At 73.4% G+C, this 23,401-nt stretch carries 22 protein-coding genes and 1 pseudogene; 12 read left to right on the forward strand and 11 right to left on the reverse strand.

What is annotated here, in order from left to right:
* Window positions 1–139: 139 nt before the first annotated feature.
* Window positions 140–447 (reverse strand): annotated as a pseudogene (locus QWM81_RS17625) (pirin family protein); the annotation flags it as partial.
* Between the two features lie 150 nt (window positions 448–597).
* Between QWM81_RS17625 and QWM81_RS17630 the strand changes: the two are divergent.
* Together QWM81_RS17630 and QWM81_RS17635 are read left to right on the forward strand one after the other, a co-directional pair.
* Complete coding sequence (locus QWM81_RS17630) at window positions 598–2,211, forward strand: alkaline phosphatase D family protein (RefSeq protein WP_290112988.1); 1,614 nt, start codon at window positions 598–600, stop codon at window positions 2,209–2,211.
* Window positions 2,212–2,316: 105 nt separating this feature from the next.
* The gene (locus QWM81_RS17635; RefSeq protein ID WP_290112989.1) at window positions 2,317–2,796 is read left to right on the forward strand and encodes a hypothetical protein; all 480 of its coding nucleotides are present in this window, start codon (window positions 2,317–2,319) and stop codon (window positions 2,794–2,796) included.
* A gap of 15 nt (window positions 2,797–2,811) precedes the next feature.
* Here QWM81_RS17635 and QWM81_RS17640 read toward each other — a convergent pair whose 3' ends face one another.
* Complete coding sequence (locus QWM81_RS17640) at window positions 2,812–4,242, reverse strand: dihydrolipoyl dehydrogenase family protein (protein WP_290112990.1); 1,431 nt, start codon at window positions 4,240–4,242, stop codon at window positions 2,812–2,814.
* 125 nt (window positions 4,243–4,367) lie between these two features.
* Between QWM81_RS17640 and trxA the strand changes: the two genes are divergently transcribed.
* Window positions 4,368–4,736: a thioredoxin gene (gene trxA / locus QWM81_RS17645; protein ID WP_290112991.1), complete on the forward strand. Its 369-nt coding sequence runs from the start codon at window positions 4,368–4,370 to the stop codon at window positions 4,734–4,736.
* Window positions 4,737–4,832: 96 nt separating this feature from the next.
* Here the strand turns inward: trxA and QWM81_RS17650 are convergent, their stop codons facing one another.
* The 3 genes from QWM81_RS17650 to QWM81_RS17660 form a co-directional block, all read right to left on the reverse strand.
* On the reverse strand, window positions 4,833–6,017 hold the full coding sequence (locus QWM81_RS17650) for a thiolase family protein (protein ID WP_290112992.1): 1,185 nt from the start codon (window positions 6,015–6,017) through the stop codon (window positions 4,833–4,835).
* A 91-nt stretch (window positions 6,018–6,108) separates the two neighbouring features.
* Entirely contained in the window at window positions 6,109–6,363 is a 255-nt protein-coding gene (locus QWM81_RS17655) for a hypothetical protein (RefSeq protein ID WP_290112993.1), read from the reverse strand.
* A gap of 47 nt (window positions 6,364–6,410) precedes the next feature.
* Window positions 6,411–7,241, reverse strand: a complete 831-nt coding sequence (locus QWM81_RS17660) for a TIGR02452 family protein (RefSeq protein WP_290112994.1) — start codon at window positions 7,239–7,241, stop codon at window positions 6,411–6,413.
* Between the two features lie 135 nt (window positions 7,242–7,376).
* On the opposite strand from QWM81_RS17660, the gene egtA reads away from it, so the two are divergent.
* From egtA to egtD, 4 genes are read left to right on the forward strand one after another with little or no spacing between them, the layout of a single operon-like run.
* Window positions 7,377–8,678, forward strand: a complete 1,302-nt coding sequence (gene egtA / locus QWM81_RS17665) for an ergothioneine biosynthesis glutamate--cysteine ligase EgtA (RefSeq protein ID WP_290112995.1) — start codon at window positions 7,377–7,379, stop codon at window positions 8,676–8,678.
* Window positions 8,675–9,988 (forward strand): ergothioneine biosynthesis protein EgtB, encoded by a 1,314-nt coding sequence (gene egtB / locus QWM81_RS17670; RefSeq protein WP_290112996.1) that lies wholly within the window; start codon window positions 8,675–8,677, stop codon window positions 9,986–9,988. The genes egtA and egtB overlap by 4 nt, the downstream gene beginning before the upstream one ends.
* Entirely contained in the window at window positions 9,988–10,758 is a 771-nt protein-coding gene (egtC, locus tag QWM81_RS17675) for an ergothioneine biosynthesis protein EgtC (RefSeq protein ID WP_290112997.1), read from the forward strand. Before egtB ends, egtC begins: the two co-directional genes overlap by 1 nt.
* Entirely contained in the window at window positions 10,755–11,720 is a 966-nt protein-coding gene (egtD, locus tag QWM81_RS17680) for an L-histidine N(alpha)-methyltransferase (RefSeq protein ID WP_290112998.1), read from the forward strand. The genes egtC and egtD overlap by 4 nt, the downstream gene beginning before the upstream one ends.
* On the opposite strand, the gene QWM81_RS17685 is transcribed toward egtD, so the two are convergent.
* The 3 genes from QWM81_RS17685 to QWM81_RS17695 form a co-directional block, all read right to left on the reverse strand.
* Complete coding sequence (locus QWM81_RS17685; RefSeq protein WP_290113000.1) at window positions 11,615–12,601, reverse strand: lysophospholipid acyltransferase family protein; 987 nt, start codon at window positions 12,599–12,601, stop codon at window positions 11,615–11,617. The genes egtD and QWM81_RS17685 overlap by 106 nt on opposite strands.
* Window positions 12,598–13,377, reverse strand: a complete 780-nt coding sequence (locus tag QWM81_RS17690) for a GNAT family N-acetyltransferase (RefSeq protein ID WP_290113001.1) — start codon at window positions 13,375–13,377, stop codon at window positions 12,598–12,600. The genes QWM81_RS17685 and QWM81_RS17690 overlap by 4 nt, the downstream gene beginning before the upstream one ends.
* Window positions 13,378–13,589: 212 nt before the next feature.
* Window positions 13,590–16,151, reverse strand: a complete 2,562-nt coding sequence (locus tag QWM81_RS17695) for an AMP-binding protein (RefSeq protein ID WP_290113002.1) — start codon at window positions 16,149–16,151, stop codon at window positions 13,590–13,592.
* Window positions 16,152–16,334: 183 nt separating this feature from the next.
* Here QWM81_RS17695 and QWM81_RS17700 point away from each other — a divergent pair, with 183 nt between their 5' ends.
* The 4 genes from QWM81_RS17700 (at window position 16,335) to QWM81_RS17715 (ending at window position 20,338) form a co-directional block, all read left to right on the forward strand.
* A complete protein-coding gene (locus QWM81_RS17700) occupies window positions 16,335–17,354 on the forward strand; it encodes an iron ABC transporter substrate-binding protein (RefSeq protein WP_290113003.1) in 1,020 nt (339 codons plus the stop codon).
* Between the two features lie 3 nt (window positions 17,355–17,357).
* Window positions 17,358–18,950 carry an ABC transporter permease gene (locus QWM81_RS17705; RefSeq protein WP_435372386.1) on the forward strand — a complete coding sequence of 531 codons (1,593 nt, stop codon included), beginning with the start codon at window positions 17,358–17,360 and terminating at the stop codon, window positions 18,948–18,950.
* Complete coding sequence (locus QWM81_RS17710) at window positions 18,947–19,999, forward strand: ABC transporter ATP-binding protein (RefSeq protein ID WP_290113005.1); 1,053 nt, start codon at window positions 18,947–18,949, stop codon at window positions 19,997–19,999. Before QWM81_RS17705 ends, QWM81_RS17710 begins: the two co-directional genes overlap by 4 nt.
* A gap of 114 nt (window positions 20,000–20,113) precedes the next feature.
* Complete coding sequence (locus QWM81_RS17715; RefSeq protein ID WP_290113006.1) at window positions 20,114–20,338, forward strand: dodecin; 225 nt, start codon at window positions 20,114–20,116, stop codon at window positions 20,336–20,338.
* Here the strand turns inward: QWM81_RS17715 and QWM81_RS17720 are convergent, their stop codons facing one another.
* Complete coding sequence (locus QWM81_RS17720) at window positions 20,339–20,827, reverse strand: phosphatase domain-containing protein (protein ID WP_290113007.1); 489 nt, start codon at window positions 20,825–20,827, stop codon at window positions 20,339–20,341.
* A 58-nt stretch (window positions 20,828–20,885) separates the two neighbouring features.
* On the opposite strand from QWM81_RS17720, the gene QWM81_RS17725 reads away from it, so the two are divergent.
* Window positions 20,886–21,890, forward strand: coding sequence for an MsnO8 family LLM class oxidoreductase (locus tag QWM81_RS17725; protein ID WP_290113033.1), 1,005 nt, complete (start codon window positions 20,886–20,888; stop codon window positions 21,888–21,890).
* A gap of 21 nt (window positions 21,891–21,911) precedes the next feature.
* On the opposite strand, the gene melC2 is transcribed toward QWM81_RS17725, so the two are convergent.
* Together melC2 and melC1 are read right to left on the reverse strand one after the other, a co-directional pair.
* Complete coding sequence (melC2, locus tag QWM81_RS17730) at window positions 21,912–22,739, reverse strand: tyrosinase MelC2 (RefSeq protein WP_290113008.1); 828 nt, start codon at window positions 22,737–22,739, stop codon at window positions 21,912–21,914.
* A gap of 23 nt (window positions 22,740–22,762) precedes the next feature.
* Window positions 22,763–23,146, reverse strand: coding sequence for an apotyrosinase chaperone MelC1 (melC1, locus tag QWM81_RS17735; RefSeq protein ID WP_290113009.1), 384 nt, complete (start codon window positions 23,144–23,146; stop codon window positions 22,763–22,765).
* Window positions 23,147–23,401: the final 255 nt, after the last annotated feature.

Genomic DNA, 23,401 nt, shown 5'->3' on the forward strand with positions numbered 1-23,401 from the left:
GCCACCTACCGGCCTGGACCGCCGGCTTCCGGCTCCCGGCTTCTGGCTTCTGGCTTCTGGCTTCTGGCTTCTGGCTTCTGGCTTCTGGCTTCTGGCTGGAGCGGGAGTACATGCACCACGCCGTGAGGGCGACCTCGTGGAGGCTGCCCGTGCTGTCGCGGTGCAGGACCTCGTCCTGGTGCAGCCAGCTGACGGTCTGTAGGCCATGTGCGGGTGCGGCGGCACCTGCATGCCGGGGTCGTCCGCGATGCCGTCCGGCCCGTAGTGGTCGACGAAGGCCCACGCCCCCACCATGCGGCGGCCGAGGTTGGGGAGCAGCCGGCGTACCTCGGTGGATTCCCCCAGGCGTACGCGGCGGGGGCTCAGGAGCTCCCTGACCGGCTCGGCGACCCCGAACCCCCGGCCCCCGCAGACGGAGAGCGCGGCCTGACGATCAAGATTGCTCACGCCACCCAACCCAGCCCCGCCCGGGCGAGCGCCGGGAGGGGGAGGCCATTGATAAGACCGTCACACCTTACGGGCCGTCAGGTAACCACCCGGATGCCAGGGCAACAACAGGTGTAAAGCGGGCATATGACGAGCCATATGAGAACTCACATGCCCGAGATCCGTGCCGCCGCCCGCCGTATGGGGCGCCGTCGCTTCCTGACCGTCGCCGGTGCCGCCGCCGCGCTCGCGTTCACCACGAACCTGCCGGCCGCCGGTGCCGCGAGCGCCGCCGAGCTGGAGGCCAGGAAGATCACCAAGGACCCGTTCACCTTGGGGGTCGCCTCCGGGGACCCGCTGCCGGACTCCGTCCTGCTGTGGACCCGTCTCGCGCCGAGTCCGTACGAGGCCGATGGCGGCCTGCCGGCCGAGCGCGTGACGGTGCAGTGGGAGGTCGCCTACGACGAGCGGTTCTTCGCCGTCATCAAGAGCGGTGTCGCCACCGCCCATCCCGAGTACGGTCACAGCGTCCATGTGGAGGTGCCGGGGCTGGACGCGGACCGCGCGTACTACTACCGCTTCCGCACCGGTACCTGGATCAGCCCTGTCGGCCGCACCCGCACCGCCCCCTCGCCCGACGCCTTCTTCACCCCCGACCTGTCCTTCGCCGCGGTCGCCTGCGCCGCCTACTTCGACGGCTACTACACGGCGTACCGGCACCTCGCCAACGAGGACCTGGCCATGGTGCTGCATCTGGGCGACTACATCTACGAGTACGGCGTCGACGCGGCGGGCGGCCACCGGGGCTATACCGATCGGCAGCTGCCCGCGCACTTCAACCGCGAGACCGTCACGCTGCAGGACTACCGGCTGCGTTACGCCCTCTACAAGTCGGATGCCGACCTCCAGGCCGCCCACGCCGCGCACCCGTTCGTCGTCACCTGGGACGACCACGAGACGGAGAACAACTACGCGGGCGCGATCCCCGAGAACGCCGTACCGCCCGAGGAGTTCCTGCTGCGCCGGGCCGCCGCCTACCGGGCGTACTGGGAGAACCAGCCACTGCGCGCCCCCCAGCATCCGTCGGGTCCCGACATGCGGCTGTACCGGCGGCTGCGCTTCGGACAGCTCGCCCAGTTCGACATCCTCGACACCCGCCAGTACCGCTCCAACCAGGCCTACGGCGACGGCTGGCAGACCCCGGGACCCGAGTCCGAGGACCCCTCGCGGACCATGATCGGCGCCGAGCAGGAGCGCTGGCTGCTCGACGGGTGGAAGAACTCCGACGCCACGTGGAACGTCGTGCCACAGCAGGTCACCTTCGCCCAGCGGCGCAACGTCCCGACCCCCGACTACAAGCTCTCCATGGACGCCTGGGACGGCTACCCCGCCTCCCGCAAGCGCATCCTGGACGGGGCGACAGCGGCGGGCGTGGACAACCTGATGGTGCTCTCCGGTGACGCGCACGTCGCCTACGGCTTCGACCTGAAGGCCGACTTCAACAACCCCGCCTCCCGGGTCGTCGGCACCGAGATCGCCACGACGTCCGTCAGCAGCGGCAGGGACGGCGCCCAGAAGCCCGGCAACTGGAACAACCTCACCCAGGCCAATCCGCACCTGAAGTTCTACGACGGGCGCCGGGGCTACACCGTGATCACGCTGGGGATGCTCCAGGCCGACATCAGCTTCAAGACCCTCTCGGCCGTCACCAGACCCGGTGGCACGCTCAGCACGGCCGCCTCCTTCTCCACCGGTACGGGTCTGCCCGGCCTCCATCCGGCCTGAGCGCGCCGGCGCGCCGGCGCGTGAGCGCCTTCGCGCGACCCGCGCGGTTCACCCGTTCGGCGCCACCCGCGGGCAGACGGCGGGCGCCCGGCATTGCATGGGGCCATGGGCGACCTCAACTCTTCCTCCGCCGCGGCGCCTTCGGGCGGCCGGATACCGTGCCGTACGCCACTCGCCGTCCTCCTTCTCGCCGCCGTGCCCCTGTCACTGACGGGCTGCTCCGCCGACGCCCCGTCCCCCCGCCAACGGACCAGGGCCGCCGTCCACGCGCTCTGCGAGGACCTCGGGGGGCTGAGGATGGACGCGGGCAAGCTGGCCGGCCTCAGCCCCCGGTCGAGGGGGTACGACGACCTCCGGGACCTGCGGGAGGACGTGGCCCACCACGTGGACCTGGTGACGCGCGGCGCGCGGGGCATCCGCAAGGCCAGGGCGGGCGCGGTCTCCGACGCGTACGACCGTCTCAGCAGGGCCATCGACGACCTCCCCCGCGGCGCCACGGGCGCCCAGGCCACCAAGCGGATCCGGCCCCACCTGGAGGCGCTGGACAGGGCCATCGCCGCCTCCCAGACGGCGGTGAAGTGCTGAAGCGTGCCGGAGGGTCTATCCGCGGTATGTCTCCAGCAGCCGCAGCCACACCTCGCTGATCGTGGGGTACGCCGGGACCGCGTGCCACAGGCGGGCGATCGGGACCTCGGCGGTGACCGCGATGGTCGCCGAGTGGAGCAGTTCCCCCACCGCCGGGCCCACCAGGGTGACGCCGAGGAGGATCTCGCGCTCCAGGTCGACGACCATACGGGCGCGGCCCCGGTACCCGTCCGCGTAGAGACCGGAGCCGGCCACGGAGGCGAGGTCGTGGTCGATGGCCCGTACCCGGTGGCCCGTCGCCTGCGCCTCGGCGAGGGTCAGGCCGACCGCCGCGGCCTCCGGGTCGGTGAAGACGACCTGCGGTACGGCGGCGTGGTCGGCGGTCGCGACATGGGCGCCCCAGGGTCCGGTGTCCAGCGGGGCCCCGCCGTCGGCACGGGCGCCGATGGCGGCTCCGGCGATACGCGCCTGGTACTTGCCCTGGTGGGTGAGCAGCGCCCGGTGGTTGACGTCCCCGACCGCGTACAGCCAGTCACTGCCCTCGACCAGGCAGCTGTCGTCGACGGACAGCCACGAGCCCGGTTCCAGCCCGACGCTCTCCAGACCGAGGTCGTCGGTACGCGGCGCGCGGCCGGTGGCGAAGAGGACCTCGTCGGCCTCGACGCGCCCGCCGTCGTCCAGGACGAGCGTGACCGGTCCGGTGGGGTCGGGGCGCTCGACGGCGGTGACGGCCACACCGGTACGGATGTCGGCGCCGGCGTCGGTGAGCGCGTCCGCCACGTGCTCGCCGACGAACGGCTCCATCCTCGGCAGGAGGCCCCCTCCGCGTACCAGCACGGTGACGTGGGAGCCGAGCGCCTGCCAGGCGGTGGCCATCTCGCTGCCCACCACTCCCCCGCCGACCACCACGAGCCGGCCGGGCACGTGCTGGGCGGCCGTCGCCTCGCGGCTGGTCCAGGGCCGGGCACCGGCGAGGCCGGGCAGGTCGGGTAGGACGGCGCGGCTGCCGGTGCACACGGCGACGGCGTGCCGGGCGGTCAGCACGTGCCGGGCGCCGTCCGGGCCGGTGACGGCGACCCTCCTGGTGCCGTCCAGCCTGCCGTGGCCGCGGTAGAGGCGGGCGCCGATCGAGTCGAGCCAGCGGACCTGGCCGTCGTCCTTCCAGTGCGACACGTACGCGTCGCGGTGGGCGAGCACCGCGGCGGCGTCCAGCGGGCCCCGTACGGCGTCACGCAGTCCGGGCACCTTGCGGGCGTCGGCGCGGGCGATCACCGGCCGGAGCAGGGCTTTGCTGGGCATGCACGCCCAGTAGGAGCATTCACCGCCGACGAGTTCGCTCTCGACCACGGCGACGCTCAGTCCGGCCGCGGCGGCCCGGTCCGCCACGTTCTCGCCGACCGGTCCCGCGCCCACCACCACGACGTCGTACTCCACCGTCTGCGTCATGGGCACAGTCTGGTGGTACGTGTGCGCCGTGGCCACATGGGCAGTCGGTACGGAGTCGGAATAGCGCGGCCCCGGGCACCGTTGTGCGGGGCGATCCCCACCTATACCGGGAAGAGGTAGGCAGCATGAGCACCGTAGAGCTCACCAAGGAGAACTTCGACCAGGTCGTGACGGACAACGATTTCGTCCTGATCGACTTCTGGGCTGCCTGGTGCGGACCGTGCCGCCAGTTCGCCCCGGTGTTCGAGAGCGCGTCGGAGCGCCATCCCGACCTGGTGTTCGCCAAGGTCGACACGGAGGCGCAGCGGGAGCTGGCCGAGGCGTTCAACATCCAGTCGATTCCCACGCTGATGATCGTCCGCGACAAGGTCGCCGTGTTCGCCCAGCCCGGCGCGCTGCCCGAGCCGGCCCTGGAGGACCTGATCGGGCAGGCCCGTCAGCTGGACATGGACGAGGTACGCAAGTCGATCAAGGAGGCCCATCCCCAGAGCTGACGGAGGCGGAAGCTGACGGAGGCGGACGGGCCGGGTCAGGGCCGCCGTCAGGGTTCTTCGCCCTTCAGGGTTTTCGCCCTCCAGGGTTCTTCGCCGTCAGCGTTCCAGGACCAGCGCCAGCCCCTGCCCCACCCCGATACACAGCGCCGCGAGCCCCGTGCCCGAGCCCGCGGCGGCCAGTTGGTGGGCCACCGAGCCGGCCAGGCGGGCGCCCGAGGCGCCCAGGGGGTGGCCGATGGCGATGGCCCCGCCGCGCGGGTTGACGACGGCCGGGTCGAGGTCCGGCCACTCGGCGAGGCAGCCCAGTGACTGCGCGGCGAACGCCTCGTTCAGTTCGAACGTGGTCAGGTCGGCGAAGGTGCGGCCCGCCTTGGCCAGGGCCCGCTGGACGGCCTCCACCGGGCCGAGGCCGAAGAGCTGGGGCTCGATGCCGGTGACGGCGGAGGCGCGGATACGGGCGAGCGGCTCGCGGCCGCAGGCCTTGAGGCCCTCCTCGTCCACCAGCAGCAGCGCGGCGGCTCCGTCGTTGAGCGGGGAGGCGTTGCCGGCCGTCACGGTGCCGTCGGCGCGGAACGACGGCTTGAGCCTGGCGAGCGCCTCCATGGACGTGTTGTCGCGGACGCTCTCGTCGCGGGTGAGCTCCGCTCCCGGGTACGGGACGACCTCACCGTCGTACAGCCCCTTGGCCCACGCGTCCGCCGCCTTGCGATGGCTGGTCAGGGCGAAGGCGTCCTGCTGTTCGCGGGTGATGGCGTGCTTGTCGGCGATCAGTTCGGCGCCCTCGCCGAGCGGGACGGTCCATTCGGCGGGCATCCTCGGGTTGGTCATGCGCCAGCCGAGCGTGGTCGAGTGGAGCTGCTGGTGGCCGGCGGGAAAGGCGCGCTCGGGCTTCTGGAGCACCCAGGGCGCGCGGGACATCGACTCGACGCCGCCCGCGAGCACCACCGAGGCGTCACCGAGCGCGATGGCGCGTGCCGCCTGGATGACGGCTTCGAGGCCGGAGCCGCAGAGGCGGTTGACGGTGACGCCGGGTACGGAGACGGGGAGCCCGGCGAGGAGGACGGCCATGCGGGCGACGTCGCGGTTGTCCTCGCCGGCGCCGTTGGCGTCGCCGAGGTAGACGTCATCGATCCGGGCCGGGTCGAGGGCCGGGGTGCGGTCCACGAGCGCCTTCACGACGTGGGCGGCGAGGTCGTCCGGCCGTACGGAGGAGAGGGCGCCCCCGAACTTGCCGATCGGCGTGCGGACGGCGTCGACGATGTGGACGTCGCGGATGCTCATCGGGTCTCTCCCACCTGCCTCGGCTGTTCGCTGGGTGAAATATTGTTCATTTCAGCCTGCCGCCGAGTCTCCTTCCCTGGCCGGGGCGCTGTCAACGGATACGGGCGCTCAGGCCGTAGTCCAGCTCGGCGCCGTCCACCAGCAGGGCCTCGACCGCGCGGGTCTCGGGGTCGATGTCGGCCTCCATGCCCTCGCCGACGTAGCGCGGGTAGCCCGACGCGCCGATCTCACCGGTGGCCTCCACGACGGCCGACCGGATCGCGAAGTCCTCAAGGTGCGCCGCGTCGTGTCCCTCCACGTGCTCGGGCACCAGCAGGATCTCGAAACGCTGCGGATGTGTGCTCATGCAGCCGACGCTAGAGACGTTCCCGCGGCCACGCACCTCAGGCGCCGTCAGGCCGCGACGGCCGCGAACGTGTCGCGGAACGCGCCCAGCGTGGTGGCCCGGGGCGTACGGTCCAGGACCGCGAACACGACCTCGTCGAAGTGGCGGGCGAACCGGCCCTCCCCGGTCAGCAGCGCCCGGAAAGCCCCCGCCACCTGCCCGGGGTCGTTGCGGAAGACCCCGCACCCCCAGGCGCCCAGCACCAGGCGCCGGTAACCGCAGGCCGCCGCCGTCTCCAGCACCCGTTCCGCGCGCGAGGCGAGCGCCGCCGGTATGCGCGCCGCCTGCTCCGGGGTACGGCTGGTGATGACCCCGGCGTTGGGCGCGGGCGAGGTGAGAAATCCCACGGTGTAGGGGGAGTTGAGCAGCCCGCCGCGGTCGTCGCGGAAGACGGGCACGCCGGGAGAGTGGATGACCCGGTCGGTGTAGAAGGGGCTGCGCTCGGCGCGGTGGTGGTCGTAGAACTCGGGGACGCGCAGCAGCGTGGCGTACAGCGCCGAGGCGCGGCACAGGGCCTCCTCCTGCGCCTGTGCGCCGTTCAGGTAGCCGCCGCCCGGGTTGCGGGCGGAGGCGAAGTTGAGGACCGCGACCTGGCCGGGCGCGGCTTCGGTGAGCCGCCGCGCCGCCTGCGTACTGGACTCCCCGGTCACCTCGAAGCGGGTCGTCCGGTCGGTCGCGGGGGTGACCCGGACGGGCTGCGGGCCGTACATCCGGGTTCCGGCGAGGGCGGCGGTGACCTGGGGACCTATGGTGACCTCGCGGCCGTCGGGGGCGCGGTAACAGCCCGCTTCGACGATGTCCTCGGTCCTCTTCGCGATCTCTCGCAGACGTGCGCTCATACCCGGCATGCTCGACAATCATTCAGGCTTCAGGCAACCGGATTTCCGCACCTGGGAGCAGCGTGAGGGCGCTCTTGTGCGATCACGGGCCGGTGGCTTAGGTGGGACGGAACGCCTTCGACGGGAGGAGCCCACATGCCACTGTGCGACGCACCGGAGAGTGGCGGACCGCTGGCCGAGGACGAGGCCGAGGATCTGCTGCGATGCATCTGTTTCAAGACCGGTCCGCCCCGGACCGTCGGGGTGGAACTGGAGTGGTTCGTCCACGATCTGCACCTCCCGCACCTGCACGTTCCTCCCGACCGGCTCCGTACCGTCTTCGACGGGCTGCGGGCCCTGCCGCTGAAGTCGGCACTCACCTTCGAACCCGGCGGGCAGCTGGAGCTCAGCTCGCCGCCTGCCGCGTCCCTCATGGAGTGCGTCGCCACCGTCTCGGCCGATCTGACGGCCGTACGCACCGCGCTGGCCGCCTCCGGTCTCACCCTCACCGGCTCCGGTACCGACCCGTGGCACCCGCCGCGCGACCTGCTGCTGCGCGAGCCCCGGTACGAGGCGATGGAGAGGTACCTGGACCGTACGGGTCCGGCGGGACGCGCCATGATGCGCGATTCCGCCTCCGTGCAGGTGTGTGTGGACGCCGGTCACGAGGAGCCCGGGCCGCTGGGCTTCGAGCGGCGCTGGCGCCTGGCGCACCTGCTCGGGCCGGTGCTGGTCGCCGCGTTCGCCAACTCGCCCACGCTGCACGGCAGACCGTCCGGGCTGCGGTCGGCCCGGCAGGGCCTGTGGGCGGAGCTCGATCCGGTGCGGGGCATGGCGCCGGACACCGGGCGCGAGCCGCGTTCCGCCTGGGCGGCGCACGTGCTGGACGCGCCGGTGATGTGCGTCCGGGACGGTGACGGGCCCTGGGCGGTGCCGGAGGCGCTGACGTTACGGGACTGGCTGCGGTACGGGCTGCCGAGGACCGCCACCCGCGCGGACCTCGACTACCACCTGACCACGCTGTTCCCGCCCGTCCGGCCGCGCGGTCACCTCGAACTGCGGATGATCGACGCCCAGCCGGGCGAGGACGGCTGGATCGTTCCGCTCGCCGTCACGGCCGCGCTGTTCGACGACCCGGAGGCGGCCGGGGCCGCGTACGACGTGGTCGAGCGCCTGGCGGGGTCGGCCGGTGACGGTGCGGCGCCGCCGCGTGCCGCGCTGTGGCGCAGTGCCGCGCGGGACGGCCTCGCCGCCCCCGCCCTGCGCGCCGCCGCCGTCGCCTGCTTCGCGCTCGCCCTGGAGGCACTGCCCCGGATGGGCGCCACCGCCGCCGTCCGCGACGCGGTCGCCGCGTTCAACGAGCGCCATGTCGTACGGGGCCGCTGCCCCGCCGACGACCGGCTCACCCCCGTTTCCGTGACCGTGTCCGGGACGCCCGGGAAGGACATCCGCACGTGACCGACCCCGAGACGCTCAGGCGGCGGGCGCTCGACGCGCTGACCACCGCCCGGGCTCGCACCGACCTGCTCACCGGCTGTGTCGACGACGGTGAACTGACCGCGCAGCACTCGCCGTTGATGTCACCCTTGGTATGGGACCTCGCCCATATCTCCAACCAGGAGGAGCAGTGGCTGCTGCGGGCCGTCGCGGGGCGTGAGGCGCTGCGCCCCGGGATCGACCACCTTTACGACGCCTTCGAGCACCCGAGGGCCACCCGCCCGTCGCTGCCGCTGCTCGCGCCCGCCGAGGCCCGTGCGTACGCCTCGGACGTACGCGGCCAGGTCCTGGACGTCCTGGAGCGCACTCCGCTGGAGGACGGCCGGCCCCTGGTCGACGCCGCGTTCGCCTTCGGGATGATCGCCCAGCACGAGCAGCAGCACGACGAGACGATGCTGATCACCCACCAGCTGCGGCGCGGGCCGGCCGCCCTCCACGCGCCCGAGCCTGCGCCGGCCCCGGACGCGACCGGGCTGCCGGCCGAAGTGCGGGTGCCCGGCGGGGTCTTCACGATGGGGACGTCCAACGAGCCATGGGCACTGGACAACGAACGGCCGGCGCACGCGCGCGTGGTGCCGGAATTCTTCATCTACACGGTGCCCGTCACCAATGGCGCGTACCAGCACTTCATCGATGACGGCGGCTACCGCGACGAGCGGTGGTGGGACCCGGCGGGCTGGGCACAGATCCGCGAACACGGCATCGAGGCGCCGCTGTTCTGGCGGCGTGAGGGCGGGCAGTGGCTGCGGCGGCGCTTCGGTGTCGTCGAGCCCGTGCCCGCCGACGAGCCCGTGCTGCACGTCAGCTGGTACGAGGCCGACGCCTACGCGCGCTGGGCGGGGCGGCGGCTGCCGACCGAGGAGGAGTGGGAGAAGGCCGCCCGCCACGACCCGGTCACCGGCCGCTCGCTGCGCTACCCGTGGGGCGACGACGATCCGGCGCCCGCGCACGCCAACCTGGGGCAGCGGCATCTGCGCCCCGCCTCCGCCGGGAGCTATCCGGCCGGGCAGTCGCCGCTCGGTGTGCGGCAGCTGATCGGTGACGTGTGGGAGTGGACGTCCAGCGACTTCCTGCCGTACCCGGGGTTCGTCGCCTTCCCGTACAAGGAGTATTCGGCAGTCTTCTTCGGTCCGGGGCACAAGGTGCTGCGCGGCGGTTCGTTCGCGGTCGACCCGGTGGCGTGCCGGGGCACCTTCCGCAACTGGGACCTGCCGGTGCGGCGCCAGATCTTCTCCGGGTTCCGTACGGCGCGGGACGGGGAGGGCGCCTGATGTGCCGTCATATCGCCTACGTGGGGCCTGCGGTACCGCTCGGTGAGGTGCTCGTGGAGCCCGCGCACGGGCTGTACCGGCAGTCCTGGGCGCCGCGCCGCCAGCGGTACGGCACGGTGAACGCGGACGGCTTCGGCGTCGGCTGGTACGCGGACGGGGACCCGGTGCCCGCCCGCTACCGCCGCGCCGGGCCCATCTGGGCCGACCTGTCCTTCGCCGACCTGGCGCGGGTGGTGCGCACCGGGGCGCTGGTGGCCGCCGTCCGGGACGCCACGCTGGCCGGCGCGGACGCGGAGGCGGCCGCCGCGCCGTACTGCGCCGGGCGGTGGCTGTTCAGCCACAACGGGGCGGTCGGGGGCTGGCCCGGCTCGCTCGCGCGGCTCGCGGCGCGACTGCCGGCCGAGGAGCTGCTGTCGCTGGAGGCGCGCAACGACTCCGCCCTGGTGTGGGCGCTGGTCCTGCACCGGCTGCGGGACGGGGACGAGCCGGCTCAGGCGCTGGCCGACACCGTGCTGGACGTCGCGGCCGCGGCGCCCGGTTCGCGGCTGAACCTGCTGCTGGGCGACGGCGAGACCATCGCCGCCACCGCCTGGGGCGACACCCTGTGGTACCTGACCGGCCCCGGTGCCGGTCCCGGCCGTGCCCGCACGGTCGTGGCCTCGGAGCCGTACGACGACGATCCGGGCTGGCGCGAGGTCCCCGACCGCACCGTGCTCGCCGCGACCCGTACCGATGTTCTGCTGACCCCGCTCAAGGAGCCACCCGCGTGAGCCCGTTCCTGTTGACCCGTACCCTCCCCGAGGACGCCACCGGCGCCGATCTGCGGGCGGATGTGCTGCACGGCCTGACCCGTACGCCGAAGGAACTGCCGCCCAAGTGGTTCTACGACGCGCGGGGCAGCGAACTGTTCGAGGAGATCACGCGGCTGCCCGAGTACTACCCGACGCGGGCGGAGCGGGAGATCCTGATCGACCGGGCGGCGGAGATAGCCGCCGCCACCTCGGCGCGGACCCTGGTGGAGCTCGGGTCCGGCTCCTCGGAGAAGACCCGGCACCTGATCGACGCGCTGCTGCCGGGGCTGGAGAACTACGTGCCGGTGGACGTCAGCGAGAGCGCCCTGCGGGCGGCGTCCGAGGCGCTGACCGCCGAGCGGCCGGGGCTGCTGGTGCACGCGCTGATCGCCGACTTCACCCGGGGCCTGGCTCTTCCCGGCACGCCCGGGCCCCGGTTGGTCGCCTTCCTGGGCGGCACGATCGGCAACCTGCTGCCCGAGGAGCGGAAGGCGTTCCTGCGCTCGGTGCGGTCGCTGCTGGCGCCCGGTGACGCGCTGCTGCTGGGCACCGACCTGGTGAAGGACGAGCGGACGCTGATCGCCGCGTACGACGACGAGGCGGGCGTGACGGCCCAGTTCAACAAGAACGTGCTGTCCGTGCTGGCGCGCGAGCTGGGCGCGGACGCCGACCCGGCCGACTTCGACCATGTGGCGGTGTGGGACCGGGACAAGGAGTGGATCGAGATGCGGCTGCGGGCGCGGGAGGCGCTGACCGTGAAGATCCCGCAGCTCGATCTGGCGATCCCGTTCGGGGCCGGTGAGGAGCTGCGTACGGAGGTGTCGGCGAAGTTCCGTCAGGAGGGCGTGCGGCGGGAGCTGGCGGGCGCCGGGATGGAGCTGGCGCACTGGTGGACCGACGGTGAGGGGAGGTTCGCGCTGTCGCTGGCGACGGCGGTGTGAACCGCGGCCTCCCGGTCGGTGGTCCGGTCGGTGGCCCGAAGGGCGGTCCCTTCGGTGCGCTGGACGGGGATCCGGCCCGTGGTGGGGTCGGCGGTGCGGTGCGTGGTCCGCACGGCCGTTCGGACGGCCGTCTGGGCCGCCCTGGCCAGTGAGCGGCGGTCCGTGTGGGAGCCGGCGGGGATCGGGGGCAGGATCCGGATCTCCGCCGTCAGCCCCCGGGCCGCCGCCACCCGCCACAGCGACGCGGCGAGCGGGTCGTCCCCGACGAACGCCGCCGGACCGGTCGGGTGGTAGCTGATGCGTACGGGCTGGACGGCGGCCCCCGCGTCCAGCGCGGCCTGGAACGCCGCCGGGCGGAAGTGCCCCTGGGCGCGGCCGCACCAGGTGGAGCCCTCCGGGAAGACCACGACGGGCGAGCCGTCGCCCAGCGCCCGGGCGAGGTCCCGGACCGTGCCGGGCAGGGCGCGCAGGCGGTCGCGCTCGACGAAGAGGGTGCCGCCACGGGCGGCCAGCGGGCCGAGCACCGGCCACGTGCGCACCTCGCTCTTGGCGAGCATCCGGCCGGGCAGGACGGCGGCGACGAGCGGGATGTCCAGCCACGAGACGTGGTTGGCGACCACGAGGTGCGGACCGTGCGCGGGCGTCCCCACGACCCGTACCCGCACGCCGAAGGCGCGGATCACCGTCCGGCACCACAGCCGGGTGAGCCGTCGCCGGGCGGCGGGGCGCAGGGGCGCGGTCAGCGGCGCGAGGAGCACGCCGGAGAGTACGGCGACGATGCCGGCCACCAGCCGCGCGAGGCTCCGTGCGCGGCCCGCCCTGCCGGGGTGACGGGCGCAGTGGCGGGGCGTGCAGGGGGCGCTCGGCAGCCAGCCGCTCATCCCAGGGGGGCCAGCGACAGGAAGTGGCGCAGGTAGCGGGGGTCGGTGCGGCGCAGCGACAACAGGACGTACAGGTCGGCCACGCCGAAGTCCGGGTCGTGCGCGGGCGCCCCGCACACCCAGGCGCCCAGGCGCAGATAGCCCCGCAGCAGCGGCGGCAGCTCGGTGCGGCCGGCGGGCCGGGCGACGCCGTCGTCGGACCAGAGCTTGTGCGGCGTCACCCAGTACGTCTCCGGCGCCAGGTGCTTGGCCTTGACGGTGTCCCAGGTGGCGGCGGCCAGCGCGCCGCCGTCCGCGAGCGGGACGGAGCAGCAGCCGGCCAGCCAGGTGTGTCCGGTACGGGTCATGTAGCGGGCGATACCGGCCCAGATGAGGGAGATGACGGCGCCGTTGCGGTGGGCGGGGTGGACGCAGGAGCGGCCGACCTCGACGAGGTCGTCGCGGACGGGGGCGAGCCGCGTGAGGTCGAACTCGCCCTCGGAGTACAGCCGCCCGGCGATCCTGGCCCGGTCGGGCGGCAGAAGCCGGTAGGTGCCGACGATGTCGCCGGTGACTTCCTCGCGTACGAGGAGGTGGTCGCAGTACGCGTCGAACGCGTCGCTGTCCAGGCCCGGTTCGGGCCCGTCGAGACGCGCCCCGAGCTCGCCCGCGAACACCAGGTGGCGCAGTCGCTGGGCGGCGCGTACCTCCTCCTGGTGCTGGGCGAGCGAGACGGCGTAACGGGGCTGCTGCTCGGCGGCCGGGGCGGGGGTCAGCACGGCGGGCGATGCGGGCATGGTGGTCTCCTGTGCCGGTGGCGGGACGGTCCCGGACCCCGACTGCGGCGGCCCGGCCCCTTACTTCTTCCGTGACCGGCTGGATTCGACGTGACCGTGCGGCGGAGCGTGGATGTGCGACGGCTGAATGACCGGTACGGAAGCCACCCGGTGGGGTGCGCGGCTCCTGCCGGCGGGGGCGGGGGCGGTGGGGCCGGTCCGCGACGGGCTGGTCAGGCCCGCGAACGCCGCCACGCGGGCACGGCGCGGGTGAGACGTGCCGCCACCGTGGCGTACGCGACGCCGGCGACGAGGGAGGCGATGAGCGCCAGCCAGCCGGAGATGTGGTCGAGGCGCGGGAAGACCTGCCAGTGGACCACGTAGATGTAGAGGGAGCTGCCCGCCAGCACCCCGGCCACCCGGTTGAGCGGAGCGGCACTCGGCAGGCTCGGCACCCAGACGAGGAGGACGAAGCCCGCCATGATCAGGGCCTCGCGCGCCGGCTCGCCGGAGAAGTACCCCGGCACGGTGGCCAGGGCCGCCGCCGTGACGAGCAGCCGTTGCCGTGCCGTGCTCGCCTTCGCCGCCGCCCAGCCGAGGGCGAACAGCCACGGCAGGACCACCGCCGACGGCAGGTGGATGTGCTCGCGCAGGCCCAGGACGTCGTAGCGGGTGAGGAGTCCGGCCGCCATGAGGGTCATGGGCAGGCCGAAGGGGTAACGCCGCTCCAGCCGGTCCACGGCCGGGAGGCTGAGGAGCGCGACGACGGCGATCAGGAGGAAGAGCAGGACCTCGATGAACCAGAAGGGCGCGATGTGGTCCGGGCGCGGCGGGAGGAAGCTCTCGAAAAGGAGGAGGGTGGGCAGCCCGTAGTCCTCGGTGACGAGGAGCATCAGGGCGGTCCACGCCATGGTCGGCACGGCGATGCGCAGCATGCTCCGCCCGGCGTGGCGGGCACGGTCCCGGCGCCCCGCGGAGGTGAGGTGGAAGCGCGCGAGGTTGAACCCCGCGACGGCGAGCAGGAGGTGGGCGCCGCCCTTGATGTGGAAGACGGGGATGTGCGAGCCGACGACGCAGACGATCGCCAGGGCGCGCAGCGCGATGCTGGCGTCGAGGGTGCGTATGCCGGGGAGCCGACGGGCGCGCCCGGTGGGGGAGCGCTTCTCCTCCGGCCGGAGCAGGTCGCGTATCGGCAGTGTGTGCCAGTGCGGCGGCAGGGGGCCGAGAAGCTGTTCCAGGTTCAGCGACATCTCCACGTACGACAGCGAGTCGCCGCCGAGGCTGGTGAAGCTGCTGTCCTCGGTGACGTCGGCACGGTCGAGGATCTCGGCGTACAGGCGGCACAGCCGCGTCGCGTCGACGGGCTCGCCCGGCGAGGGAACGCTCCGGGCGGGCGGTTCGGGGGCGGGTTCGCGCAGGGCGCGGTAGTCGGGTTTCCCGCTGGGGAGCCTGGGGAGTTCGGCCATGATCCGGACGTGGACGGACCGGGGCGGCAGGCCGCAGTCACGGGCGACCAGGCGCCGTACGCGCGTGGCGTCCGTGCCGCCGAGTACGGCGACGACCAGCCGGTCGTCGGCGCCCGCGCAGTACGCGGTGATGCCGTGGCCCGCGAGCGTCGACTCGACCCGCTCGGGGTCGACCCTGAGGCCGAGTATCTTCGCGAACCGGCTGACGCGGCCCACGACTTCGTAGAGCCCGTCCGGTGTGCGGCGCCCGATGTCGCCGGTGTGGAGTTCACCGAGGGTGCGGCCGAGGGCGAGGTCGGCCGGGTCCTCGGCGTACCCCAGCATGACGTTGGGGCCCGAGTAGACCAGTTCGCCGGTATCGGGTTCGGGCCAGTCGGGGTGCGGCTGGAGCCGGAAGGAGCCGCCGGGCACGGGTATGCCGATCGCGTGCGGGTGGCTGGTGGCGCGCTCGGGCGGCAGGTAGGCCATGCGGGCGGTCGCCTCGGTCTGGCCGTACATCACGAACAGGTCCCAGCCGCGGCGCCGGCCGAGCGCGGCGTAGTGGGCGACCCGGTCGGCGGCCAGCCGGCCGCCGGCCTGGGTGACGTAGCGCAGGTGCGGCAGGTCCATGTCCGCGAAGCCGACGCGGTCGAGCAGGTCGAAGGTGTACGGGACGCCGGCGAAGGACGTGCCACGGGTCTCGCGGAACAGGTCCCAGAAGCAGGCGTCGGCCACCGAGAGGTCGGTGAGGACGAGTCCGGCGCCGCTCAGCAGGTGGCTGTTGATGACGGACAGGCCGTAGCAGTAGTGCATGGGCAGGGTGGTCACGGCCCGGTCGTCGGCGCGGATGCCGAGGTACGCGGCGATGGCTCCGGCGTTGGCCTGGAGGTTGTCGTGGGAAAGCCGGACGAGCTTCGGGGACCCGGTCGAGCCCGACGTGCTCAGCAGCAGGGCGAGGTCCTCGTGGAGGGTGTGGGCGGACCCGGCGCGCCGCTCGTGGATCGTCCAGGTGCCCTGCTGGTCCGCCGCGGCCACGACGTCGGGGTCGTACGCGGCGGTCAGGGACCCTAGCGCCCCGGGGTTGTCGCCCGGCACCAGCAGGACGGGGTGGCCCGCGCAGAGGGCGGCCAGATAGGTGACGAGGGCGTCCACGGTGTGGGCGCCGGCGAGCAGCACCAGACGCCGGCCGTCGCCGAGCCGCCGGGCGGTGTCCGCCACCCGGGCGGCCAGTTCGCGGTAGGACACCTCGCCGTCGTGGGTGAGCAGGGCCGTGCGGTCGCCGAAGGCCGCGAGGTGACGGGCGAACGGGACGGCCTTGGTGTCCGGGCACGGGGCGGGGGTGATGAGCACGCGGCGCATCTTAGGCAGACCTTACTTCGCTGGAAAGGCACAGAAACGTCACGGACCAGCGCATCCGGTATCTGACGGGCCGTTGAACGGCCGTTATCACGCCGTGATTGACGGTGAGGTTAGCTTTACCTTATCCATAGGGGGTTCACAGGTTCCCCGCTTCCCTGTCAGGAAGGCACGTCCATGCCCCGCCCCTTGGCCCGCCGCCTCGCCGCTGTCGTCGCGGCGGGTGGCCTGCTCCTGCCCGCCCTCGGGGCCTGTAGCAGCGAACCGGCCGGACTCGTCATCTACTCCGGCCGCAACGAGAACCTGGTGAAACCGCTCATCGAGAAGCTGGAGAAGCACCTCGGCACCACGGTCGAGGTCCGCTACGGCGACAGCGCCGAGCTGTCGGCGCAGCTGTTGGAGGAGGGCGACAAGACCGAGGCGGGCCTGTTCCTCTCACAGGACGCGGGCGCGCTCGGCGCGCTGTCCAAGGAAGGGCGCCTGGCCGCACTGCCGAAGGCGACACTGGACAAGGTGGCGCCCGCCTTCCGCGGTTCGGCCGGTGACTGGACCGGCGTCAGCGGGCGCGTCAGGGTCCTCGCGTACCACCCGGAGAAAGTGCCCACGCCGCCGGACAGCGTCCACGAGCTGGTGAAGCCGGAGTGGAAGGGCAAGATCGGTTACGCCCCGACCAACGCCTCCTTCCAGGCGTTCGTCACCGGCATGCGCGTCCTGGAGGGCGACGACGCCACCCGGAACTGGCTCAAGGGGCTCAAGGCCAACGAGCCCAAGGCGTACGAGAAGAACACCGACATCCTCAACGCCGTCGACTCCGGCGAGGTCTCGCTCGGCCTGCTCAACCACTACTACTGGTACGAGAAGGTCGCCGAGGAGGGCCAGGACAAGGTCGAGGCCAAGGTGCACTTCCTGCCCAAGGGCGACCCGGGCGGCCTGGTCAACGTGGCCGGCGCGGGCATCCTCAAGGGCGGCGACAAGAAGCGGAGCGCGTACGCGCACAAGGCGGTCGACTTCCTGTTGTCGGCGCAGGCGCAGAAGTACTTCGCCGAGGAGACCAAGGAGTACCCGCTGGCGGCGGGGGTGCGGACGGCCGAGGGCGTGCCTCCGCTGGAGACCCTGCAGCCGCCGAAGATCGACCTGGGCAGGCTGGACTCGCTGAAGCAGACCCTGGCCATGCTGCAGGACGCCGGGATGGTCTGACGAGTGACCGGAGCGGATTCCTCCGCCCGGCCGCGTCGCGCTTCCCGCCCGGCGGGCGCCCCGGCGCCCGCCGGGCGCCGGCGTCCCGGAGGCGGGCCCTCGTGGATCCTCACGGTCCCCGCCGTGGCGGGCGCGGCGCTCGCCGTGCTGCCGCTGGTGTACCTGGCCGTCCGGGCGCTGGAGCGCGGCTTCGCCTTCGCGTGGGACGTCGTCGCCGACGAGCGGACCGGCCTGCTGCTCCTGCGCAGCCTCGGGCTCGCCGCGGCCGTCGTCGCGGCGTGCCTGGTGCTCGGCGTGTCGCTGGCCTGGCTGACCGTGCGCACGGCGCTGCCCGGCGCCCGCGCCTGGTCGGTGCTGGTGACGCTGCCGCTGGCGGTGCCGAGTTACGTCGCCGCGTTCGCGTGGCTGTCCGCCGCGCCCGCGCTCGCCGGGTTCACGGGGTCGGCGCTGGCACTGACGCTGGTGAGCTTCCCGTACGTGTACCTGCCGGTCGCCGCCGCGCTGCGCGGCACCGACCCGGCGCAGGAAGAGGTGGCGCGCTCGCTGGGGCACGGGCCCGTGCGTACCTTCCTGCGGGTCACGCTGCCCCAGCTGCGCCCGGCGGCGGCGGGAGGCGGGCTGCTCGTCGCGCTGTACGTGCTCTCCGACTTCGGTGCCGTGTCGCTGATGCGGTACGACACGTTCACGCGCGCCGTCTTCACGTCCTACCGGGCGAGCTTCGACCGGACGCCGGCCGCCGCGCTGAGCGCCGTACTGGTGCTGATGACGATCGCTCTGGTGGCGGCCGAGGCCCGCACCCGGGGCCGGGCGGGCCACGCCAGGACGGGGACGGGTACGGCGCGCCCCGCCGTCGCGGTACGGCTGCGCGGGCCGCTGCGGCAGGGGGCGCTCGTGTGGTGCGGGGCGGTCGTGGCCGCCTCCGTGGCGTTCCCGCTGGGCACGCTCGGCTACTGGCTGGCCGTGGGCAGCTCGGCCACCTGGGACCCGGCCACGCTGGCCGACACCGCGTCCACCACGCTCGGCGTGGCCGCCGCCGGGGCGACGCTCACGACCCTGCTCGCGCTGCCCGTCGGGGTGATCGCCGCACGTCACCGCGGCCGTGTCGCACACCTGCTGGAGCAGGCGGCGTACGCGGGGCACGCGGTGCCGGGCATCACCGTGGGGCTGTCCCTGGTGTTCTTCGCCGTCCGCTACGCCGAGCCGCTGTACCAGGAACTCCCCCTGCTGGTCTGCGCGTACGCCGTGCTGTTCCTGCCGGTCGCGGTGGCCGCCACCCGCGCCGCCGTTCTCCAGGCGCCGCCCGTGCTGGAGGACGTCGCCCGGTCCCTGGGGCGCTCGCCCCTGGGCGTGCTGCGGGAGGTCACCGTGCCGCTCGCCGCGCCCGGGGTCGCCGCCGGGGCCGCCCTGACGTTCGTGGTCTGCATGAAGGAACTCCCCGCGACCCTGCTGCTGCGCCCCACCGGCATGGACACCCTCGCCACCCGGCTGTGGACGGAGACCGGCGCCGGGTCGTTCGCCGCGGCGGCGCCCTACGCGGCGGCCCTCATCCTGCTCGCCGCCGTCCCCTCGTACCTCCTCGGAAGGCAGCGCCCATGAGTCAGCTCCGGATCGAGGGACTGGTCAAGGGGTACGGGCCCGGGGGCGCCGTGCTGCGCGGCCTCGACCTCACCGTGCCGGGTGGCGCCCTCGCCGCCGTGCTGGGCCCCTCGGGATGCGGCAAGACCACCCTGCTGCGCGTCGTCGCCGGGTTCCTGCGCGCCGACGCGGGCACCGTGTCGGTGGGCGGCCGGGTGCTGAGCGGGCCGGGTGCCCAGGTGCCGCCGGAGCGGCGCCGGATCGGCATCGTGCCGCAGGAAGGGGCGCTCTTCCCGCACCTGAGCGTCGCCCGGAACGTCGCGTTCGGGCTGACCGGCCTCGACCGGGCGGTGCGGCGCCGCCGTACGGAGGACATGCTGGAGCTCGTCGGCCTCGCCGGGTACGGCGACCGGATGCCGCACGAGCTGTCCGGCGGGCAGCAGCAGCGGGTCGCCCTGGCGCGCGCGCTCGCCCCCGAGCCGCAGCTCGTGCTGCTGGACGAGCCGTTCAACGCGCTGGACAGCGCCCTGCGGACGGGGGTGCGCGCCGATGTCCGGGCCGCCCTGCGCGCCACGGGGGCCACGGCGGTGCTCGTGACCCACGACCAGCAGGAGGCACTGTCCACGGCGGACCTCGTCGCGGTCGTACGGGACGGGCGGGTGGCCCAGTGCGGCACCCCCGAGGAGGTGTACCGCCGCCCGGCCGACCCGTGGGTCGCGGGGTTCGTCGGTGACGCCGTGCTGGTGCCCGGCACCGTCGAGGGCGGCACGGCCACCACGGCCCTCGGCCCGGTCCCGCTCGCGCTCGCGGAGCGGCCCGCCACGCCGGCGGACGGCACGGTCCTGCTGCGCCCGGAGCAGCTGTGCCTCACCGAGGCGGGGACCGCCGGGCCGGCCGCCGCCCGGGGCACGGTCCTCGACGTCCGATTCCACGGCCACGACGCCATGGTGACCGTCGAGGTGGCGGGCCTGGAGGCGCCCGTGGCCGTGCGCGCGGCCGGCCCGGTCGGGGTGCGCCCGGGCGACGCGGTCGGCATCCGGGTGACCGGTGAGGCGACCGTGCACCCGTGACCCGGGGACCCCTGGGCGGGCCCGCGGGCGACGCCTCGCGGACCCCGGCGCGCTGGGGCACGGTGGAAGGACGCACCACCGGGCGATGACGACCGGGCGAACGAGGAGATCCCCATGTCGCACCACACGTACCGCGTCACCGAAATCGTCGGGACCTCGCACGAAGGCGTGGACGAGGCGATGCGCAACGGCATCGCGCGCGCCTCGGAGACGCTGCGCAACCTGGACTGGTTCGAGGTGACGCAGATCAGGGGCCACATCGAGAACGGCCGCATCGCCCACTACCAGGTCGGGCTGAAGGTCGGGTTCCGTCTGGAGGACGGCGCCGAGGCCGGCTGATCAGGTCCGGCCCTCCTTCTCCTGGGCCTCCACCAGCGCCTCGGAGCTCTCCGCCCAGCGGGCCCGTACCACCCGGAACCCCGCCCGTTCGGCGGCGTCGCACACCAGCTCGTCGTCGTCCACGAGCATGCGGATCTCGCGGGTGGCGGAGAGCCGGCGCAGGATCTCCAGCTTGGTGACCCGGGCCGGGCGCCGGTCCTGGTCGCGGCGCATGTGGACCGGGCCCTCGGGCAGGCCGTGCTGGGCCAGCCACGCGACCGTGTCCTCGCGGCACCGTTCGGGGCGGCCCGTGAGGTACACGACCTCGCACTCCCCCGCCGCCTCCAGGCACAGCTCCACACCCCGCGCGAGCGGCGGGTCCTTCGGCGCGGCGGCGAAGAAGGCGTCCCAGTCGCGCGGCGTGCGCTCCAGGAAACGCTGCCGGTGCCGGGCGTCGGACAGGGTGTTGTCCAGGTCGAATACGGCCAGTGGCCTGCTGTTTCGCGTCACGGCACCCAGCGTAGGGAATCCTGGCGCGGCGCAGACGTTGAAACGGGACGTGAGCTCACTGATCGCCTCGACGCCTCTGTCGGTACTGGACCGCTCCCGCACCCGCGAGGGGCATGGCGGCCCGGAGGCCTTGCGGGACACCGCGGCCCTCGCCCGGGAGCTGGAGGCGCTCGGCTACCACCGCTTCTGGGTCTCGGAGCACCACAGCGTGCCGGGCGTCGCGGGCTCGGCGCCGACCGTGCTGGCCGCCGCCGTCGCCGCCGCGACGCGCACCATCCGGGTCGGCACGGGCGGGGTGATGCTGCCGAACCATCAGCCTCTGGTGGTGGCCGAGCAGTTCGGGGTGCTGGAGTCCCTGTTCCCGGGGCGGATCGACATGGGCCTGGGCCGTTCGGTGGGCTTCACGGACGGGATACGGCGGGCGCTGGGCCGCGACAAGAAGGACGCCGACGACTTCGCGGGGCGGCTTCAGGAGCTGCTGGGCTGGTTCAGGGGTACGCAGACGGCGCACCCGCAGGTGCACGCCCGCCCCGCCGAGGGGCTGCGGGTGCCTCCGTACGTCCTGGCCACCGGCGAGGGCGCGGCGATCGCCGCCGCGGCGGGGCTGCCGCTGGTGATAGGGGACCTGAAGGGCCGGTCGAAGGTGGTGGCCGCGGTCGAGCGCTACCGCGCGGACTTCCGCCCGTCCGCCTGGTCCGATGAGCCGTACGTCGTCGTGGCCGGCACCGTCGTGGTCGCCGGGACCGAGGAGGAGGCCGCGCGGCTGCTGATGCCGGAGGCGTGGTCGCTGGCGTACTCGCGCACACAGGGCGTCTTCCCGCCGCTCGCGCCGCCGGAGCGGATCGAGGGGCTGACGATGACGGCCAAGCAGCGGGAGTGGTACGAGTCGGCTCTGCGCGGCCACATCCACGGCACCGAGGAGCAGGTGCGGGACGCGTTGGAGGAGGCGGTGAAGGAGACGGGCGCCGATGAGATCCTGGTGACGACGAGCACGTACGATCGCGCGGCGCTGCTGGACTCCCACCGGAGGCTCGCCCGCCTCGCGGGCCTGGCGCCGCGCTGACACCGGGCCCGCCGCGGGCCGTCAGGCCGCCGTGTCGTAGGTGTAGTGACGGGTGTGATCCAGCATGTCGGCCGGGGTGACGTCGTTCCACGGGCGCATGGTGTCGGTCAGATCCACGACGTTCGGGGTCCCGGCGGCCGGCAGGTAGCCGGAGCGGGGGTGGCGGGCCTGCCAGTCGGCCCAGAGCTTGTCGATGAACGCGTGGTGCAGCCAGAACACCGGGTCGTTCGGGGACGCGCCGGCCGCCATGTGGCCGCCGACCCACACATGGACGCGGTTGTGCAGGTTGGCGCCGCGCCAGCCCTCCAGATGGTTGCGGAAGCCGTCGGAGGCGCTGTTCCAGGGCGCCATGTCGTACGTCTCGATGGCGAGGACGGAGTCCACCTCGGCTCGCGTGGGCAACTGCCGGCCGTTCGCGCCGAGGGCGCGGCGCAGATAGTCCCGGCCGTCGACGCGGACGGTGACGGCCCAGCGGCCGCCGGACGCGGCGAACGGTCCGTCCATGACCCGGCCGTCACGGCTGCGGCCCGAACCGCCCAGGAAGTCGGGCGCCCAGAGAGAGGCGCGGGGCGTGCGGTCCACCGTCCAGTCCCAGTACGGCAGGGTGACGGACGGATCGATGGCCTGGAGCGCCTGTTCGAACTGGAGCAGGAATCTGCGGTGCCAGGGCAGGAACGACGGTGAGCGGTGGCCGACGCGGTCGCCGCTGTCGGTGTCGGCCATGATGAAGTCGTTGTGCGTCGAGACGAAGGTGTCGTACCGGCCGCTGCGCTTGAGTTCGAGCAGGGCGTCGATGAAACGCTTCTTCTCGGTGGCGGTCAGCTGTGCCTGGTTCTTGCGTACGGTCATGATGACGCGGCTCCCGGATCGGGTCAGGACGAGGTGAGCGGAACGAGCGGAGCGCCCTGGAGCTCGCGGACGGCGGCGCGGGCCACCGCGAGGGGCGTGGCGACCGGCTCGTAGTGCGTGATCACGCTGATCCAGGTGCCGTCCGCGTTCCGCATCACGTGCAGTTCCCCACCGTCGATGCGTATGGAGTAGCCGCCGTGGTGGCCCCCGTGGTGGCCGCCGCCGCGGGAAGGGCCGCCCTTGATGCGGCGGCCCATGAATATCTCCTCGAAAGGCGCCGGGCCGGTGGGGTGGGCGGAGGAGCCTGCGGCGGGCTCGGGCGCGGCGGTGGCCCGGCCGGCTGCGGTGAGGCCGAGAGCCGCGCCGGCGGTGACACCCAGCGCCTGGCGGCGGGTGATTCTGGACATGGGAAATCCCCCAGGAAGTGCGGTGGTCGGGTACGCCGGGGGTCGGTCATGCGCCCCGGCATGCCCATACCTACGCGGGCGCCCCTGACCAGCGGAAATCCCTGGGGGATGGGGAGGTCACGATACGGACATGTCCGTATACGTAGTGCAGAGTTGAACGGGGTGGATCTTGCTGTTCTCGCGTCCGAGCGGGCCCCGGAACGGAATTCTTACGGGGAGCGTGGCGGCCTCGTACGGAATATTCCTCTCCGGGGC

The sequence above is a fragment of the Streptomyces ficellus genome (assembly GCF_030406405.1).
Taxonomy (GTDB): domain Bacteria; phylum Actinomycetota; class Actinomycetes; order Streptomycetales; family Streptomycetaceae; genus Streptomyces; species Streptomyces ficellus_B.

Coding starts and splice junctions, on each gene's coding strand:
- QWM81_RS17630 (WP_290112988.1), top strand. CDS start 598: ATGCCCGAGATCCGTGCCGCCGCCCGCCGTATGGGGCGCCGTCGCTTC.
- QWM81_RS17635 (WP_290112989.1), top strand. CDS start 2,317: ATGGGCGACCTCAACTCTTCCTCCGCCGCGGCGCCTTCGGGCGGCCGG.
- QWM81_RS17640 (WP_290112990.1), bottom strand. CDS start 4,242: ATGACGCAGACGGTGGAGTACGACGTCGTGGTGGTGGGCGCGGGACCG.
- trxA (WP_290112991.1), top strand. CDS start 4,368: ATGAGCACCGTAGAGCTCACCAAGGAGAACTTCGACCAGGTCGTGACG.
- QWM81_RS17650 (WP_290112992.1), bottom strand. CDS start 6,017: ATGAGCATCCGCGACGTCCACATCGTCGACGCCGTCCGCACGCCGATC.
- QWM81_RS17655 (WP_290112993.1), bottom strand. CDS start 6,363: ATGAGCACACATCCGCAGCGTTTCGAGATCCTGCTGGTGCCCGAGCAC.
- QWM81_RS17660 (WP_290112994.1), bottom strand. CDS start 7,241: ATGAGCGCACGTCTGCGAGAGATCGCGAAGAGGACCGAGGACATCGTC.
- egtA (WP_290112995.1), top strand. CDS start 7,377: ATGCCACTGTGCGACGCACCGGAGAGTGGCGGACCGCTGGCCGAGGAC.
- egtC (WP_290112997.1), top strand. CDS start 9,988: ATGTGCCGTCATATCGCCTACGTGGGGCCTGCGGTACCGCTCGGTGAG.
- QWM81_RS17685 (WP_290113000.1), bottom strand. CDS start 12,601: ATGAGCGGCTGGCTGCCGAGCGCCCCCTGCACGCCCCGCCACTGCGCC.
- QWM81_RS17690 (WP_290113001.1), bottom strand. CDS start 13,377: ATGCCCGCATCGCCCGCCGTGCTGACCCCCGCCCCGGCCGCCGAGCAG.
- QWM81_RS17700 (WP_290113003.1), top strand. CDS start 16,335: ATGCCCCGCCCCTTGGCCCGCCGCCTCGCCGCTGTCGTCGCGGCGGGT.
- QWM81_RS17710 (WP_290113005.1), top strand. CDS start 18,947: ATGAGTCAGCTCCGGATCGAGGGACTGGTCAAGGGGTACGGGCCCGGG.
- QWM81_RS17715 (WP_290113006.1), top strand. CDS start 20,114: ATGTCGCACCACACGTACCGCGTCACCGAAATCGTCGGGACCTCGCAC.
- melC2 (WP_290113008.1), bottom strand. CDS start 22,739: ATGACCGTACGCAAGAACCAGGCACAGCTGACCGCCACCGAGAAGAAG.
- melC1 (WP_290113009.1), bottom strand. CDS start 23,146: ATGTCCAGAATCACCCGCCGCCAGGCGCTGGGTGTCACCGCCGGCGCG.